General features: G+C 40.9%; 10 protein-coding genes, 1 tRNA gene and 1 pseudogene. 7 read left to right on the forward strand and 5 right to left on the reverse strand.

Annotation, left to right across the window (positions count from 1 at the left end):
- Window positions 1-339 precede the first annotated feature (339 nt).
- Window positions 340-3072, forward strand: a complete 2733-nt coding sequence (locus NDN13_RS00245) for a TonB-dependent receptor plug domain-containing protein (RefSeq protein WP_251116702.1) — start codon at window positions 340-342, stop codon at window positions 3070-3072.
- A 7-nt stretch (window positions 3073-3079) separates the two neighbouring features.
- A pseudogene (locus NDN13_RS00250) lies at window positions 3080-5852 on the forward strand (M1 family metallopeptidase).
- A 59-nt stretch (window positions 5853-5911) separates the two neighbouring features.
- Here the strand turns inward: NDN13_RS00250 and NDN13_RS00255 are convergent.
- Together NDN13_RS00255 and NDN13_RS00260 are read right to left on the reverse strand one after the other, a co-directional pair.
- Complete coding sequence (locus NDN13_RS00255; RefSeq protein WP_171551905.1) at window positions 5912-7276, reverse strand: L-cystine transporter; 1365 nt, start codon at window positions 7274-7276, stop codon at window positions 5912-5914.
- Window positions 7277-7631: 355 nt separating this feature from the next.
- A complete protein-coding gene (locus NDN13_RS00260; RefSeq protein WP_251116703.1) occupies window positions 7632-8216 on the reverse strand; it encodes an anthranilate synthase component II in 585 nt (194 codons plus the stop codon).
- 617 nt (window positions 8217-8833) lie between these two features.
- Between NDN13_RS00260 and glnA the strand changes: the two genes are divergently transcribed.
- From glnA to NDN13_RS00285, 5 genes are all read left to right on the forward strand, one after another.
- Window positions 8834-10249, forward strand: coding sequence for a type I glutamate--ammonia ligase (glnA, locus tag NDN13_RS00265; protein WP_171057879.1), 1416 nt, complete (start codon window positions 8834-8836; stop codon window positions 10247-10249).
- Window positions 10250-10373: 124 nt separating this feature from the next.
- Window positions 10374-10865: a chorismate--pyruvate lyase family protein gene (locus NDN13_RS00270; protein ID WP_251116704.1), complete on the forward strand. Its 492-nt coding sequence runs from the start codon at window positions 10374-10376 to the stop codon at window positions 10863-10865.
- A 15-nt stretch (window positions 10866-10880) separates the two neighbouring features.
- Window positions 10881-11762 carry a 4-hydroxybenzoate octaprenyltransferase gene (gene ubiA / locus NDN13_RS00275; protein WP_251116705.1) on the forward strand — a complete coding sequence of 294 codons (882 nt, stop codon included), beginning with the start codon at window positions 10881-10883 and terminating at the stop codon, window positions 11760-11762.
- Between the two features lie 110 nt (window positions 11763-11872).
- Window positions 11873-13213 carry an alpha/beta hydrolase gene (locus NDN13_RS00280; RefSeq protein ID WP_251116706.1) on the forward strand — a complete coding sequence of 447 codons (1341 nt, stop codon included), beginning with the start codon at window positions 11873-11875 and terminating at the stop codon, window positions 13211-13213.
- A gap of 103 nt (window positions 13214-13316) precedes the next feature.
- A complete protein-coding gene (locus tag NDN13_RS00285; protein WP_005202434.1) occupies window positions 13317-13523 on the forward strand; it encodes a hypothetical protein in 207 nt (68 codons plus the stop codon).
- Window positions 13524-13542: 19 nt separating this feature from the next.
- Here NDN13_RS00285 and NDN13_RS00290 read toward each other — a convergent pair whose 3' ends face one another.
- The 3 genes from NDN13_RS00290 to NDN13_RS00300 all read right to left on the reverse strand — a co-directional run bounded on the left by NDN13_RS00290 (window position 13543) and on the right by NDN13_RS00300 (window position 14511).
- A complete protein-coding gene (locus tag NDN13_RS00290; protein WP_251116707.1) occupies window positions 13543-13983 on the reverse strand; it encodes a DUF2726 domain-containing protein in 441 nt (146 codons plus the stop codon).
- Between the two features lie 58 nt (window positions 13984-14041).
- A tRNA-Asn gene (locus NDN13_RS00295) sits at window positions 14042-14117 on the reverse strand.
- Window positions 14118-14202: 85 nt separating this feature from the next.
- A complete protein-coding gene (locus tag NDN13_RS00300; protein ID WP_251116708.1) occupies window positions 14203-14511 on the reverse strand; it encodes a DUF8200 family protein in 309 nt (102 codons plus the stop codon).
- Window positions 14512-14568: the final 57 nt, after the last annotated feature.

A 14568-nucleotide genomic window follows, 5' to 3' on the forward strand; every position in this document is an offset into this window, starting at 1 on the left:
AAATTTGGATGAAAGTGGTTAGTGGTGAAGGATGGCTCGGCTTTTTGTGGTGTGTGTCCCACTCGCTAAGGGCTTATGTTAGCAGAAAATAACTCAAGATTTAGGTTGTGGCTAGAGAGTTTTTAAAATTTAACCCGTTTAAGCAGGTTGGTAAATTTGTGACGGAGCGTGATTGGGTGAAAAAGGTTTTATTTTGCGAGAGAGTTATTTGAATTTTTATGATAAATAATCAACCATTTGGTATATCTTATTCACGCATACCCCTATAAAAAATGTGTATAAATCAACTAAATAAAAGTAGATATATTAGGGCGGTCTTCATTTTACCCATTCATAAATATGTATCTAAATTACTTGAAATATCTTGGGGCTGTTAAAAACAAAGGCTGTTTTGTTTTTGTCTTTATTGCATGTCTTCATCCATTAGAAACCTATGCTGAGACAAATGTAGAACAGCCACAAACAAAGCCAGCATCAGATAAAGTGGTGCATGTTGCGGTGACAGGTTCACGTATCTCCAAAGCCCAGAAAGATGGACCAACCAGTGTAACGGTTATTACCGCAGCCGATATAGAGAAACACGGTTTTAGTAATGCCTTTGATGCCTTGAATAATCTGACCCAAAACACAGGTTTTGTACAAGGAGCGGATTATGGCAATACCTTTACGCCTGCAGCCAATGCCATCAGTTTGCGTGGTTTAGGGCCGAACCATACTCTAACCTTAATTAATGGACATCGTGTAGCCGACTATCCCGTACCTTATGATGGCGCCGTCAATTTTGTCAATTTAGCCAATATTCCGACTGCGATTATTGACCGCATTGAAATCTTGAACGGTGGCGCTTCCGCGATCTATGGTTCAGATGCGATTGCAGGTGTGGTGAATATCATATTGAGAAAGAAAACCGATGGAACACAATTCAATGTTAAGGCAGGTGGTACCAAAGAAGGTGGTGAAAATTTACGTCTACAATTGAGTGGCAGTAAAACACTGGACAAGCTTAATCTGGTTTATGGGGTTGAACTGAGTGGGCGCGAACCGATTTGGGCGGCTGACCGAGATTTTATGTCGAGCCGAACGCTTCGAGGGGAAAAGCCAGACACGATCATTGGACGTAAAAATGCCAAGACAGGCCAGTATCTTTCAATTAATGGCTGTGATGCATTTGATGATCTATTTAAAGGCTCAGTAACAAATATTGGCAAAGCAGGGGCAGATAATTGTGCCAGTGGTCTGGCCCGACCGACCTATTGGACGGTTCAAACCAAGAATCGCAGCCAAAATGGTTATCTCGGTTTAGATTATGAGCTGAATGAGAAAACCCAATTATTCGCAGATGTTTTGATTGGTGCCAATCAAATTGAAAACAATACTCGTGGCCCGACATGGACTTCTTTAGGCGCAAGTAGTGGCTATTTCCTCAATCAAGACACAGGAAATTATGAAATCTGGACACGACGTTTTGCGCCAGAAGAACTCGGTGGTGTCGAGCAAGCCAATAAAAAATGGAAAGAACTGTCCTCCAATTTGAACTTTGGTATCCGTGGCGATATTGGGGACAGTAGCTGGCGTTATGAAGCAGCCTATAATGGCTCGATTTATACCAGTCAATTGCGTAAACAAGGGCTGGTACGTTCGAATGTTGATGAATATTTCTTAGGTCGGCAATTGGGGACAGATCAAGATGGTATTCCAATTTATTCCCCGCATTTAGATCGTATCAGTCGGCCACTGACTGCGAGTGAGTTTAGAAGTATTTCAGGCACAACTGAGGAAAACGATAAGTCCTGGGCACAGAGCTTAACCCTGAGTGCAAATGGTGATGTATTTGAGTTGCCTGCAGGAACGGCCAAGCTTGCTGCTGTGGCAGAAATTGGACGCCAAGGTTTTAAAATCAAACCCGATAAGGCAGTGGAAAATGGTGATTTCTATAATGCCACTTCCAGTGGTGAATATGGTGGGGCACGTACCCGTCAGGCATTGGGTACGGAATTATTCTTACCTTTAGCCAAGCCACTCAATCTCACCTTATCTGGACGCTATGACCGTTATGCCTTATCCGATAGCAGTATTGATAAATTTACCTTTGGTTCAGGTTTAGAATTTAGACCACATCCAACCTTATTGGTGCGAGGCAACTACGCCACCAGTTTCCGTGCACCAGATATGAACTATCTGTTTTTGAATAAACAAAGAGGGTATTTCCCAAGTACCACCGATTATTTACGTTGTAGCCAAACGGGACAAGCATTAGATAAATGTAGCTTTAAAGATTATTCGCCTGGCGCGAACTACACCTTAACGGGCAACAAAGATTTAAAACCAGAAGAGGGCAAATCTTATGGCGCAGGGTTTGTTTGGTCACCTAGTAATAAGTTTGATATCTCAGTCGATTACTGGGATATCAAAATTGATAATCTGGTAACTAATTTAAGTGAAGATAAAATTCTACGCTTAGAGGCAGATTGCCGTTTGGGTGCACAAGATATCAATTCGGCACAATGTGTTGATGCGTTGGCGCGTGTAGAACGTAACCCTACAAATGCAGTGGTCGATCCAAATGTGATCAACAATATCAATATTGTGCCGATCAATGCAGCTTCAGACCATACTCGCGGGGTTGATTTCACCAGCAAATGGCGCTGGAAAACAGAAAATTTAGGTAACTTTCTGTGGACGGTGAATTATAGCCGTGTGCTGGAACGTGAATATCAACAATCAAAAGATGGTGAGAAAGATAACTATTTAAAAGACTTAACTATTCCAGATTGGCGAGACCGCTTTAATACCAGTCTCAGTTGGAGTCTCGGTGATTGGGCATCAACCGTATTAGTCAATCGCTATGGCAAGATTCCAAACGGTAATCAAACAGCTTACTTAAGCCCGACTTATTTGGTCAATTGGAGTGGAACTTATCAAATTTCACCTAAGGCTTCTGCATCAATTATTGTGAATAACCTATTTGACAAAGTAAAACACGATGACACAGGCGGATGGCCATATTATCCAATAGGATCATATTCACCAATCGGCCGTCAGGGTTGGTTGGAGTTTAATTATAAATTCTAACAATGATGTGTGGATGCAGCGAAGTGGTACACCATTTGCTGCGTCTTTTTATTTTAAAAACTACAGAGGACAGATCTCCTATGTTGGTCAAACCTTCATTTAAAAAACAATTGCTACTGACAACATTACTTTCATTATCTGCAACACAGATTTTTGCATCAAATAGCAATGAACAAATTCCAATCGGCAAATTACCAGAATGGGCCATACCTGAATCTTATGATTTAGACTTTAAAATTGATCCTGCACAAAAAAGTTATACCGGTAAAACCACTATTCATTTAAAACTGACCCAAGCAACCGATCATGTTTGGATTCATGGTAAATCTTTATCGGTAAAAGACGCCAACATCCTCTCCGCAAATGGGCAGAAAACCACGGCCAAATATGAGCAAGCTTCGGAAGTCGATGGTGTTAGTCTGATTAAATTTGCCCAGACATTACCAGCAGGTCAGTACAGCTTAGTATTGGATTTTAATGCAGATTATGATCAGCAACTGGATGGTATTTATAAAATTGAGTTTGAAGGTAAGCCTTATGTTATGACTCAAATGGAGGCGATCAGTGCACGTCAATCCTTTCCATCATTTGATGAGCCGCGCTTTAAAACGCCCTTTAATATTCGCTTAACCATACCAAGCAAATATTCAGGTTTTGCCAATACCAATCAAGTCTCTGAGCAGGCCGAAAAATCGGGGTGGAAAACTTTAAGCTTTGCACCGACCAAACCGCTACCAACCTATCTATTGGCACTGGCAGTTGGTCCTTGGCAAGTACAACAAGGTCCTGATATTGGTGCGACTGAGTGGCGTAAACAGGCGATCAAATTACGAGGTCTGGCACCCGATGCTAAGGCTGAAAAAATGCAGCATGCCTTGTCTGAAACCCCAGCGATTTTAAAAACATTAGAAGATTATTTTGCCTTTGGTTATCCATTCGACAAACTGGATTTACTTGCTGCTCCTGACTTTGCGGCGGGTGCGATGGAGAATCCTGGACTGATCACATTCAGAGATTATTTGATGCTGCTAGATAAAGACTCTCCCGTGTCTTTCGTACAGAGTTCATTTAATGTTAATGCACATGAACTGGCTCATCAATGGTTTGGGGATGTGGTAACGATGCCGTGGTGGGATGACCTGTGGTTGAATGAATCTTTTGCCACGTGGATGCAAAGTAAAATTACCCAACAATTACATCCTGAATTTAATGCTGATCTTGAACGTGCCGTTGATACCGCAGGCGCGATGAAAAGCGATAGTTTGGTCAGTGTACGCCGTATCCGTCAGCCAATTTTAAGTAATGCAGATATTCAAACGGCTTTTGATGGCATTACTTATCAAAAAGGTGCAGCCGTTTTAAATATGTTTGAGAGCTATTTAGGCGAAGAAAAATTCAAACAAGGCGTGCGTAATTACATTCACAAGCATCAATATGGCAGTGCTACCGCTAATGATTTAATTAGCTCCCTCGCAGAACAGTCTGGTCAAGCTGAGCGTTTTAGCAAAGCGGCGAAAAGTTTTATTGATCAACCTGGTGTACCGTTGCTGAATACCTCATTACAGCAACAAGGCAATAAAGTCTTTTTAAATGTAAAACAAACGCGTTATTTACCTGTTGGTTCTAAAGGCAATGCCAATAGCCTTTGGGGGGTACCATTATGTGTACGCTATGAAGTTCCAAATGCAGCGAGTAAAGTCCAATGTGAACTGGTTGACCAAGCTGAAGCCAAAATTGAACTCAAAGGTGCAAGTATTAACAGTTGGTATATTCCAAATGCTGATGCGGCAGGCTATTACCAATTTAGTTTGCCTGAACCAGAACTTGCTCGTCTGACTGCCGCTACGGAGAAACTCTCCAATACTGAACAATTGGCCTATGCCTATGCTGTTTCAGCGGCATTTAACCATGGTGATATCAACCTGTTGGCGGTAGTGGATGTGGCGAAAAAATTTGCGAACTCAAATAGCCGACAGATTAGTACAGCATTGTTTCAGCAGCTCAGTACAATCCAGCGTCATGTGTTGAAGACAGAGCCAGAACGTGAACATTTTAGAAAAGTACTCGCCAATTTGTATCTACCTAAATTGAATCAATTGGGTTATGTGAGCAAAGCAGGTGAGTCTGCTGAGGATAGCTTGTGGCGTAGTGAGTTAGCCCAATTTCTTGCATTGGAAATTCAGGTACCTGAAGTGCGTGAGCAATTGTTAAAACAATCCGATGCTCTATTCGCTCAAAAGCAATTGAATTTTGCAACATTAACCCCCGAGCTTTTACCAACGATTTTAGCTGTACGAGTGCAAGAAAAAGGGCGGCCTACATTTGATCGTTTAGTGGGGGAGTTACAACACATCACGCAACCGACCCAACGTTTGGCGATTCTCACAGCCTTAGGCTCTGCCAATCAGGTGGAAACACGTCAGCAGGCACGTCAGTTAGTTTTAGATCCACGTGTGAAAGTCGGTGAAGTACGTACCGTGATTAACTCAATCAATAGCTATAGTGGTGAACAAGGTGGACTCTGGTCATGGTTTAAGACCAATCACGATGCTGTATTTGATCGCCTAGGTAAGTCTTCTGCAGGACGCTTCCCCGCATTGTTTAGTGGAGCAGCCTGTTCACAACAGGAAGCGACACAGTTGAATGCCTTCTTTGCACCGAGAACCAAAGAGTTGGTTGGAGTCGAGCGTGGTTTAAATCAGACTAAGGAGCGAATCCAACTGTGTGAGTCTTTAGTGGCTAAGCAAGATGGTTCGCTTGTGCAACAGTTGAAGTTGTAATTTATTCAGTTATAAAAAAGCCAACGATCATGCGTTGGCTTTTTTATTTTCAGTGTGTTTTAAGCATCATTATCGGGTTGTGGATTTCTAACACCGAGTAATTGACTGGTCGCTGTGCCTGCAGTCATCGAACCGTTGACGTTTAAAGCAGTACGACCCATATCAATCAATGGCTCAATCGAAATCAGTAACGCGACTAAAGTAATCGGTAAGCCCATGGCCGGGAGGACGATTAAAGCAGCAAAAGTTGCACCGCCACCAACGCCAGCAACACCAATCGAACTGAGAGTCACCACCACCACCAACTGAGCAATCCATAATGGATCAAGTGGGTTGATCCCCACTGTTGGCGCAACCATCACCGCCAGCATCGCAGGGTATAAGCCTGCACAACCATTTTGACCAATGGTTGCACCAAAGGAAGCAGAGAAGCTGGCGATACCTTCAGGCACACCCAATTGTTTGGTTTGTGCTTCGATATTGAGTGGAATACTGGCTGCACTTGAACGACTGGTAAAAGCAAAAGTTAAAACAGGAAAAACTTTCTTGAAAAAGTCGATTGGATTGACGCGTACAAACAGCAAAATCAGTGCATGCACGAGGAACATGATTGCAAGGCCAAGATAAGATGCAACGAGGAACTCACCTAATTTAACGATGTCAGCAACATTTGCTGTTGCCACCATTTTGGTCATGAGTGCCAATACACCATAAGGTGTAAATTGCATTACCAAACGGACAAGGCTAATCACTAAAGCTTGCAGTGCTTCAATCCCATGTCTGATTCTTTCGCCATTGACGGTATCTTTATCCATCAGTTTCAGTGCTGCTACACCTAAAAATGCGGAGAAAATCACCACACTGATGATCGCTGTTGGACGAACACCGGTTAAATCAGCAAATGGGTTTTGAGGGAATAACGAAAGTAAGAGTTTTGGAACATCTAAATCGGTTACTTGCCCAATGTATTGACTTTGGATGGTTGCTAGACGTGCTGCTTCTTTGGTGCCTTGGACCAGTCCTTCAGCCGTTAAGCCAAATAAATTGGTGATACCTGCCCCCACCAGTGCAGCAATTGCTGTGGTCGCTAACAAGATACCAATCACCAATACACTGATTTTTCCAAGAGAGGTGGTTTGGTGTAGTTTCACCACCGCACTTAGAATCGAGATGAAAATCAGTGGCATGATCACCATTTGTAATAGTTGTACATAACCATTACCTACAAGGTTGAACCATGCAACCGAGTGTTCAAGCACAGGGTTATCGCCGTAGATCGCTTTAAGGGCTAAACCGAAGAAGATACCAACCACCATACCGATCAGAACTTTTTTGGAGAGACTCCAGTCTTTTCGATAAGTAAAAAACAATCCTGCCATGAGCAGGACAAAAACAATAATATTCAATAAAACCAAGGTATTCACAATAGGTTATCCTGATAGATCATTCAGGGGGAATGCTAAGAACAATGACTTAGATTCTATCATCCAGCCGCCCTGAAACTTAATCATTCCTATGACTATAGTTAATCTAAAAAAGTAAAATGCAATCAGGCAAAACAGAAATTAAGGATTGAACTTACTTTTTATAACGTGTGAAAAGTGGATTAATTATTGAAAAAGAATGACTTGTTTTTAAGTGTAAGTTTTCAGATTAATTTTAATGCTGAAAATTTATACCGTATGTATGAGTTGTATATTGTTTTTATATGTTCAAAATAAAAACAGCCTACTTATAAAAATAGGCTGTTTAGATGCTTAGTATTGTTAAATCTTGAGATTAAGCATAAATATCCAAGAAGTTTTTGAAAATTTGATGACCATGTTCGCTCAAAATAGACTCAGGGTGAAATTGCACACCTTCCACAGGCAGTGTTTTATGTTTGACACCCATGATTTCTTCAATCGTGCCATCTGCTTGATTGGTCCAGCACGTCACTTCTAAGCACTCTGGCAAAGTTTCTTGCTCAATCACCAATGAATGATAACGTGTTGCAGCAAAAGGCGATGGCAAGTTGCTAAAAATCCCTTTGTCACTATGGTGCATATCGGATAAGCGACCATGCATCACTGTTTTGGCACGGATAATATTGCCACCAAAGGCTTGTCCAATGGCTTGATGACCTAAGCAAACGCCAAGCAAAGGAATTTTGCCTGCAAAGTGATTGATGGCTGGAATTGAAATGCCTGCTTCACTTGGAGAGCATGGACCAGGGCCAATCACCAGATATTTTGGCTGCCATCGCTCAATATCCTCTAATGTCACTTGATCATTACGAACAACTTTTACTTCTTGATTCAACTCGCCAAAGTATTGAACGATGTTGTAAGTAAATGAGTCATAGTTATCGACTATTAGAAGCATTTTATATTCAACCTATTGATTATATTTAAGGTTTTAACAAATGAGTGCTGATATTGCTCACATTGTTACTCACTTTAAGAAAAATGGAGAATGATGGACCACAATTCTTAGACGAATAATCATAGCAAAAACAAATAGCCAATGTTGAATATTTCGGAAATCTCAGCACTTAAATAAAGGGGCAATTTTGTTTGTTGAAATGAGCCAGTAATTGATCATAAATTTTTGTAATTGAAACACTTGAGGAAAAAAGCTGAAAGTGAATCGAAAGTCTAAATGAATTGATTGGAATGATGTTGAAAAGAATGATATAAAAAGCCAATTTACGCGAATAATAAAAGCGTAATTGGCACTACATTGGTTCTTTGTTATATGCATTGCACCATTTTGGTTCATTATGTCTTTTTTAGGGACGAACTGAAATAGGAATGTTTAAATATGGTGCATTTTAAAATGCAGACATTAAAGTAAGCATAGGACAGGGAGCCTAAAGCATTTTTTCTGCAAAGAATTTCAATGTTTTAGGTATGCTTTGAAATTGTTGGTATGATAATTGCTAATTATACATCAACAACTAACACGCACTTAACAAGTGCATAAAAACTTCATTGGAGCAAATGAGCATGGCGAACAAGGTCCTTCAACTCATCAAAGAAAGTGGCGCAAAATGGGTCGATTTTCGCTTTACTGATACTAAGGGTAAAGAGCAGCACGTAACTTACCCAGCTGATACCATTGATGAAGATACATTTGAAGACGGTAAAATGTTTGATGGTTCTTCAATTGCTGGTTGGAAAGGCATTGAAGCTTCTGACATGATCTTACGTCCAGATGCTGAAACAGGTTTTCTTGACCCGTTCTTTGCTGAGCCTACAGTTGTTGTGACTTGTGACGTAATCGAGCCTTCAACTGGTCAAGGTTACGAGCGTGACCCACGTTCGATTGCTCGTCGTGCTGAAGAATATTTAAAATCTACAGGTATTGGTGATACAGCATTCTTCGGTCCAGAACCAGAATTCTTCGTTTTTGACGAAGTAAAATGGGACATCGACATGTCTGGCGCGCGCCACACGTTGATCGCTGAAGAAGCTGCTTGGTCTACAGGTAAAGATTACGAAGCAGGTAACTCAGGTCACCGTCCACGTGTTAAAGGCGGTTACTTCCCAGTTCCTCCAGTTGACTCTCATCAAGACATGCGTGCTGAAATGTGTGCACGTATCGAAGACATCATGGGTCCTGGTCGTGTAGAAGTACATCACCACGAAGTTGCATCTTGCCAATTAGAAATTGGTGTGAGCTTCAATACCTTAGTTCGTAAAGCGGACGAAGTTCAACAGTTCAAATATGCAGTTTGGAACGTTGCGCATCAATATGGCAAAACAGCGACATTTATGCCTAAGCCAATGGTTGGTGATAATGGTTCTGGTATGCACGTTCATATGTCAATCTCTAAAGATGGCAAGAACTTGTTTGCTGGTGACGAATATGCTGGTTTATCAGAAATGGCATTGTTCTTCATCGGTGGTGTAATCAAACACGCGCGTGCGTTAAATGCGATTACTAACCCAGGTACAAACTCTTATAAGCGTTTGGTTCCACACTACGAAGCGCCAATTATGCTTGCTTACTCAGCACGTAACCGTTCTGCTTCTATCCGTATTCCTTACGTTTCTAGCCCTAAAGGCAAGCGTATCGAAGCACGTTTCCCTGATCCATTAATGAACCCATACTTAGGTTTTGCTGCATTGTTAATGGCTGGTCTTGACGGTATCCAAAACAAGATCCACCCAGGTGAAGCTGCTGACAAGAACTTGTATGATCTTCCTCCTGAAGAAGAAGCAAAAATCCCAACAGTTGCGCACAACTTAGAAATGGCGATTGCTGCACTTGAAGCGGATCATGAGTTCCTGTTGAAAGGTGGTGTATTCACTAAAGAAATGCTTGATGCATATATCGAACTTAAAACTGAAGATGTACGCCGTCTTAACACGACGACTCACCCAGTTGAATTTGATATGTACTACAGCCTGTAATACATATAGATTGAAAAAGCTCGCTTCGGCGAGCTTTTTTTATGTTTTTGATTCAATTGAAAGTCATGCGCTTTTTCCAAAGAAATTCATGTAAACTAATCGCGATGTTTTTAGTGAGCCAAGCATGCGAAATTTACGACCAAACAGAATTAAGGGACGAGAGATCCCAACTGAAATGAAAAAATGGTTGTATGCATCTGGTTCTCTTACTCAGCAATTGACTGATCTGGGTGAGGGGGAATTTCATGTCGAACGTCTTACAGAACATTTTCAGCGGCTTACTTTCAATGATAGTCGGTGGATGCAGATGCCAGCACATCATATTGCATGGGTGCGTGAAACTAATCTATATGGCAGTGAAACTGAAGCTTGGGTGAAGGCGAAAAGTATTTTTCCAATTTTAAGCTTACACAAGAAAGCGCGTTTATTTCGGCATATTCGTAATAAGCCAATTGGCTGGTTTTTATTTCAACGAACCAACCCTGTCTGTGAAAGACGAGTGATTTATCTTGAAGAAGGGTGGACCAGACAAAGTTGTTATACTTGGCATGGTTGCAAATTTATCGTGCAAGAGACTTTTCTCCCTGCATTTGAACAGTTTATTCGACAGCATTGACTCTAAGGATTCATCATGGAAACAGTGCAACATACAACATGGCGGCAACGTTTAGAAGCCTATTATTATTTATGCCGTTTTGATAAGCCTGTAGGGACAGAACTCGTCTTTTGGCCAACCATGTGGGCACTATGGATTGCTGCTGGTGGTTTACCGCCCTTGCAGATTCTCATTGCGATGGTTTTGGGTACGATTTTTATGCGTGCAGCGGGTTGTGCGATCAATGACTTTGCTGATCGTAAAGTCGATGCCCATGTAGAGCGTACCAAGACACGTCCATTGGCGACAGGTGTCATACGCCCACGCGAAGCGGTTTATGTTTTTTTGGGATTAGTTGCAGCAAGTGCATGTACTTTATTTTTCCTCCCGATTGCAACGTTTTATTGCGCCTTAGCAGGTTTGGTGTTGGCATTCATTTATCCTTTTATGAAGCGCTATACACATTTGCCACAAGTGGTTTTAGGGATGGCATTTTCATGGGGAATTCCCATGTCTTTTACCGCGATGGGGAAGCCCTTAGATTTAACCTGCTGGCTTTTATATTTTGGTAATTTGGCATGGACGGTGGCTTATGACACTCAGTATGCAATTACCGATCGAGAATATGATTTAAAAATTGGGGTGAAATCGACAGCGATTTTATTTGGTCGTTACGATATACAGATTATTGGCTTACTTCAAATTTTAAGCTTGCTCCTTATTGGTGGAGCTTTATATTTGGAAAATCTGTTATTGCCATTTGGGTTGGCCGCATTATTGATCGTCGCTGCTGATTTTGCTTATCAAGCACTCAAAACTAAAGATCGTGATCCACAAATCTGTTTTTGGGCATTCCGTCACAATCGTTGGGTAGGACTGATTATTTTCATTGGAATTTTTTTAGAATTCATCTTTTAAATTGACTGAATAGTTGAAAAGTGTCCTATGCAGGGCACTTTTTTTATGCCTTAATAAGCTGGCATGTAGATTCATGCACAAAAATAAAACAAGGACTAAAAGGACATTTTATGAAACGGTCTAAAATTGCATTGGCAATGACATTCTCTATTTCGGCATTATTTTTAACCGCATGTAATGATAATGATGATGATTACACTGGGGTCGATTCGGATAAAACCTATCTGTCTGAAACAACTTATTCCAAGGATAAGGTAGACAACGCCTCATCGGTAAAAGTCATGACTTATAATATGGTCAATGTCCAAGGGCGTACGACAAAAGCGACAGCATTAGTGATGTTTCCAAAAGCTGCTCAACCTACCGATGGTTACCGAGTTGTAGTTTGGGAACATGGAACGGTTGGTGTTGCAGATAGTTGTGCACCAAGTAATAACGCAATCGGTGCTCGCTTTAGAATTTTAGCTGAAAGTTTATTAGCAGCAGGCTATGTTGTTGTTGCACCAGATTATGAGGGTTTGGGTACACCTGGGATTCATCCTTACCTGAACTTGGGGAGTGAGGCGAAATCTGCGATTGCAGCTGTAAAAGCAGCTAAAGATCATTATGGCGCTAAGCTAAATGGGGAGTGGATGTCTGCTGGTCAATCTCAAGGTGGTCAGGCATCTTTAGGGACTGCGGAGTATGCAAATGCAGATGCAAGCTATAAGGGAGCAGTGGCTGGAGCTCCTGCATCGAGTTTAGGAAAGATTATCTTAGAGGTTGCACCTGCTGCTTTGACAGGTATTGAATTAAAAGAAATAGCAGCAGGAGTACCGTTAGCAAATCGAGTATCTGTTGATTCCTATGCGACTTTGCTTGCTTATGCTGCTTTGACAGGTGTTGGGATTAAAGCATATGAGCCAAGATTCAATTATCGAGACATTTTCCAAGAACGTGCAAAACCTCTTGCAGAATTCGCTGAAGGTACTACAGGTGAAAATGGTCTTTGTTTAGATAATGACGCTGATCCAAGCTTAAGTCTTATTGAAAAGTTTAAAGCTGATATCATTAAGTTTATGACGGATAATCCTGATAAAAAAGTAATGGACTATCCAGGATTGGATACAAATAACTTTAAAAACAATGAAACAGTACAGAAGTTTTTAGTTGCAAACCAACCAGGAACGAAACGTATTGATAAACCAGTTTATATTGTTCAGGGAACTGCAGATACAAATGTTCCATTCCCAGTTACACAAGCATTGGTTGCTAATTTGCAAGCATTGGGTTCACCAAATGTGAAGCTTGATCCTGTTGTAAATGCAACACATACCCAAGCAATTGTGTGTAGAAATCTTGATGTATATAACTTTATTCAAGCTAAAATGCCTGCTAAGACAAATATAGTAGTTGACCCAGCTAAGATAGATGCAAGTAAAAATGAGCAATGCACGGGTGTGAAGCCATAATTTTTGTGGTTGTAAGCTAATAAAAAAGAGTCTCTTTATAGAGGCTCTTTTTTGTTATATTGTTGCACTGTTTAAAGCCATGCAATTTGAGTTTAAATCACTTATGAGCCAGCCACCTGTTGAGAAAAAATCAATCCCTTGGTTATTAATGAGTTTGGGATTGTTGATTCCAATTTTTATTGTAGGTATGGCCTTTGTTGCTGCCAAAAGTGACGCACAAACCAAGAAAAAATATGACCAGCAACGCGCTGAAATGGCAAAGAAATTTGAACAGCAGAAAAATGCTGAACAAGCGACAAAGGCTGAATAACCTTTCTTAAATTAGCTTATTATCGAATATCCATCTGTAACTGTTTTACAGATGGAATTTGTGTATAGCGTTGTACGACATAACCTGCTTCTTGCAACATCTGATCTCGTTTTTTATCTTCTAATTCTTTTCCAATATGGCTAGGGTCATCTAACTCAATAATCGCCAGCACATTCATCTCTTGATCTAAAACCACAAAGTCGGTCACTTTACGGTTGAATTTACTGCGGATCTTATAGTGATCACTGGTAATCAATGCACTAAAGGCAACTTGTGCAAGTACATGATGCTGCGGAAAGGCTTGTTGTAATCGTGCAAACATTCTTGATTCAAAGGATGTGATGACAGGTCGAGCAAAGAACTTTTGTTTGGGAAAAAAAGGGCGTATACAGCTAAACAGCAATATCGCTGTACTAATAAAACCAATCGTTAGAAATAAGAAGTGATTCGATTCAAACATGTATTTATCAAAGAGCAAATAAAAAACCCACTCAATGAAGAGTGGGTTTTTAGAATCTTGGCTCTCCCACCTGGGCTCGAACCAGGGACCTGCGGATTAACAGTCCGTCGCTCTACCGACTGAGCTATGGGAGAATCTGGAGCGAATTTTAGGGCTTAAATGCTAGTCCGTCAAGTAAAATCAGTATGAATAATAATCGCTTAAGCAAAATATTGCATATTAACGTGCAACTTGATTACATTGTGCTAATTCAGTAGATCCAGCATTCCAGATTGCACCCGCTGAGTTCTTATAAAAACTAATCTTACCGATACGTAACACTAGACTTTGGCAAGAATCTAAAGAGAGTGCATTACCCCAAGGGCCAGACATGCTACAGACACGACCATTACATTTCCAGACCACATTGGGACCATTTTCGATGGGTACCGTCACACTACCTTTATAAGAAGAACCTGCATACCAAGTGGTTTGGGCAGCCATGACAGGACTGCTAAGGAATATTAAACACAACAGAAGTTTTTTCATTATATCTTTTCCCTAATATAATAATTAAATTTTATTTTATATTGAAAATAGGGAGGT

This window comes from Acinetobacter sp. C32I, from assembly GCF_023702715.1.
In the GTDB taxonomy this organism is placed as follows: domain Bacteria; phylum Pseudomonadota; class Gammaproteobacteria; order Pseudomonadales; family Moraxellaceae; genus Acinetobacter.

Excerpts from the sequence above, each read along its gene's own strand:
- NDN13_RS00245 (WP_251116702.1), top strand. The coding sequence starts at position 340 with ATGTATCTAAATTACTTGAAATATCTTGGGGCTGTTAAAAACAAAGGC.
- NDN13_RS00260 (WP_251116703.1), bottom strand. The coding sequence starts at position 8,216 with ATGCTTCTAATAGTCGATAACTATGACTCATTTACTTACAACATCGTT.
- glnA (WP_171057879.1), top strand. The coding sequence starts at position 8,834 with ATGAGCATGGCGAACAAGGTCCTTCAACTCATCAAAGAAAGTGGCGCA.
- NDN13_RS00270 (WP_251116704.1), top strand. The coding sequence starts at position 10,374 with ATGCGAAATTTACGACCAAACAGAATTAAGGGACGAGAGATCCCAACT.
- ubiA (WP_251116705.1), top strand. The coding sequence starts at position 10,881 with ATGGAAACAGTGCAACATACAACATGGCGGCAACGTTTAGAAGCCTAT.
- NDN13_RS00280 (WP_251116706.1), top strand. The coding sequence starts at position 11,873 with ATGAAACGGTCTAAAATTGCATTGGCAATGACATTCTCTATTTCGGCA.
- NDN13_RS00285 (WP_005202434.1), top strand. The coding sequence starts at position 13,317 with ATGAGCCAGCCACCTGTTGAGAAAAAATCAATCCCTTGGTTATTAATG.
- NDN13_RS00290 (WP_251116707.1), bottom strand. The coding sequence starts at position 13,983 with ATGTTTGAATCGAATCACTTCTTATTTCTAACGATTGGTTTTATTAGT.
- NDN13_RS00300 (WP_251116708.1), bottom strand. The coding sequence starts at position 14,511 with ATGAAAAAACTTCTGTTGTGTTTAATATTCCTTAGCAGTCCTGTCATG.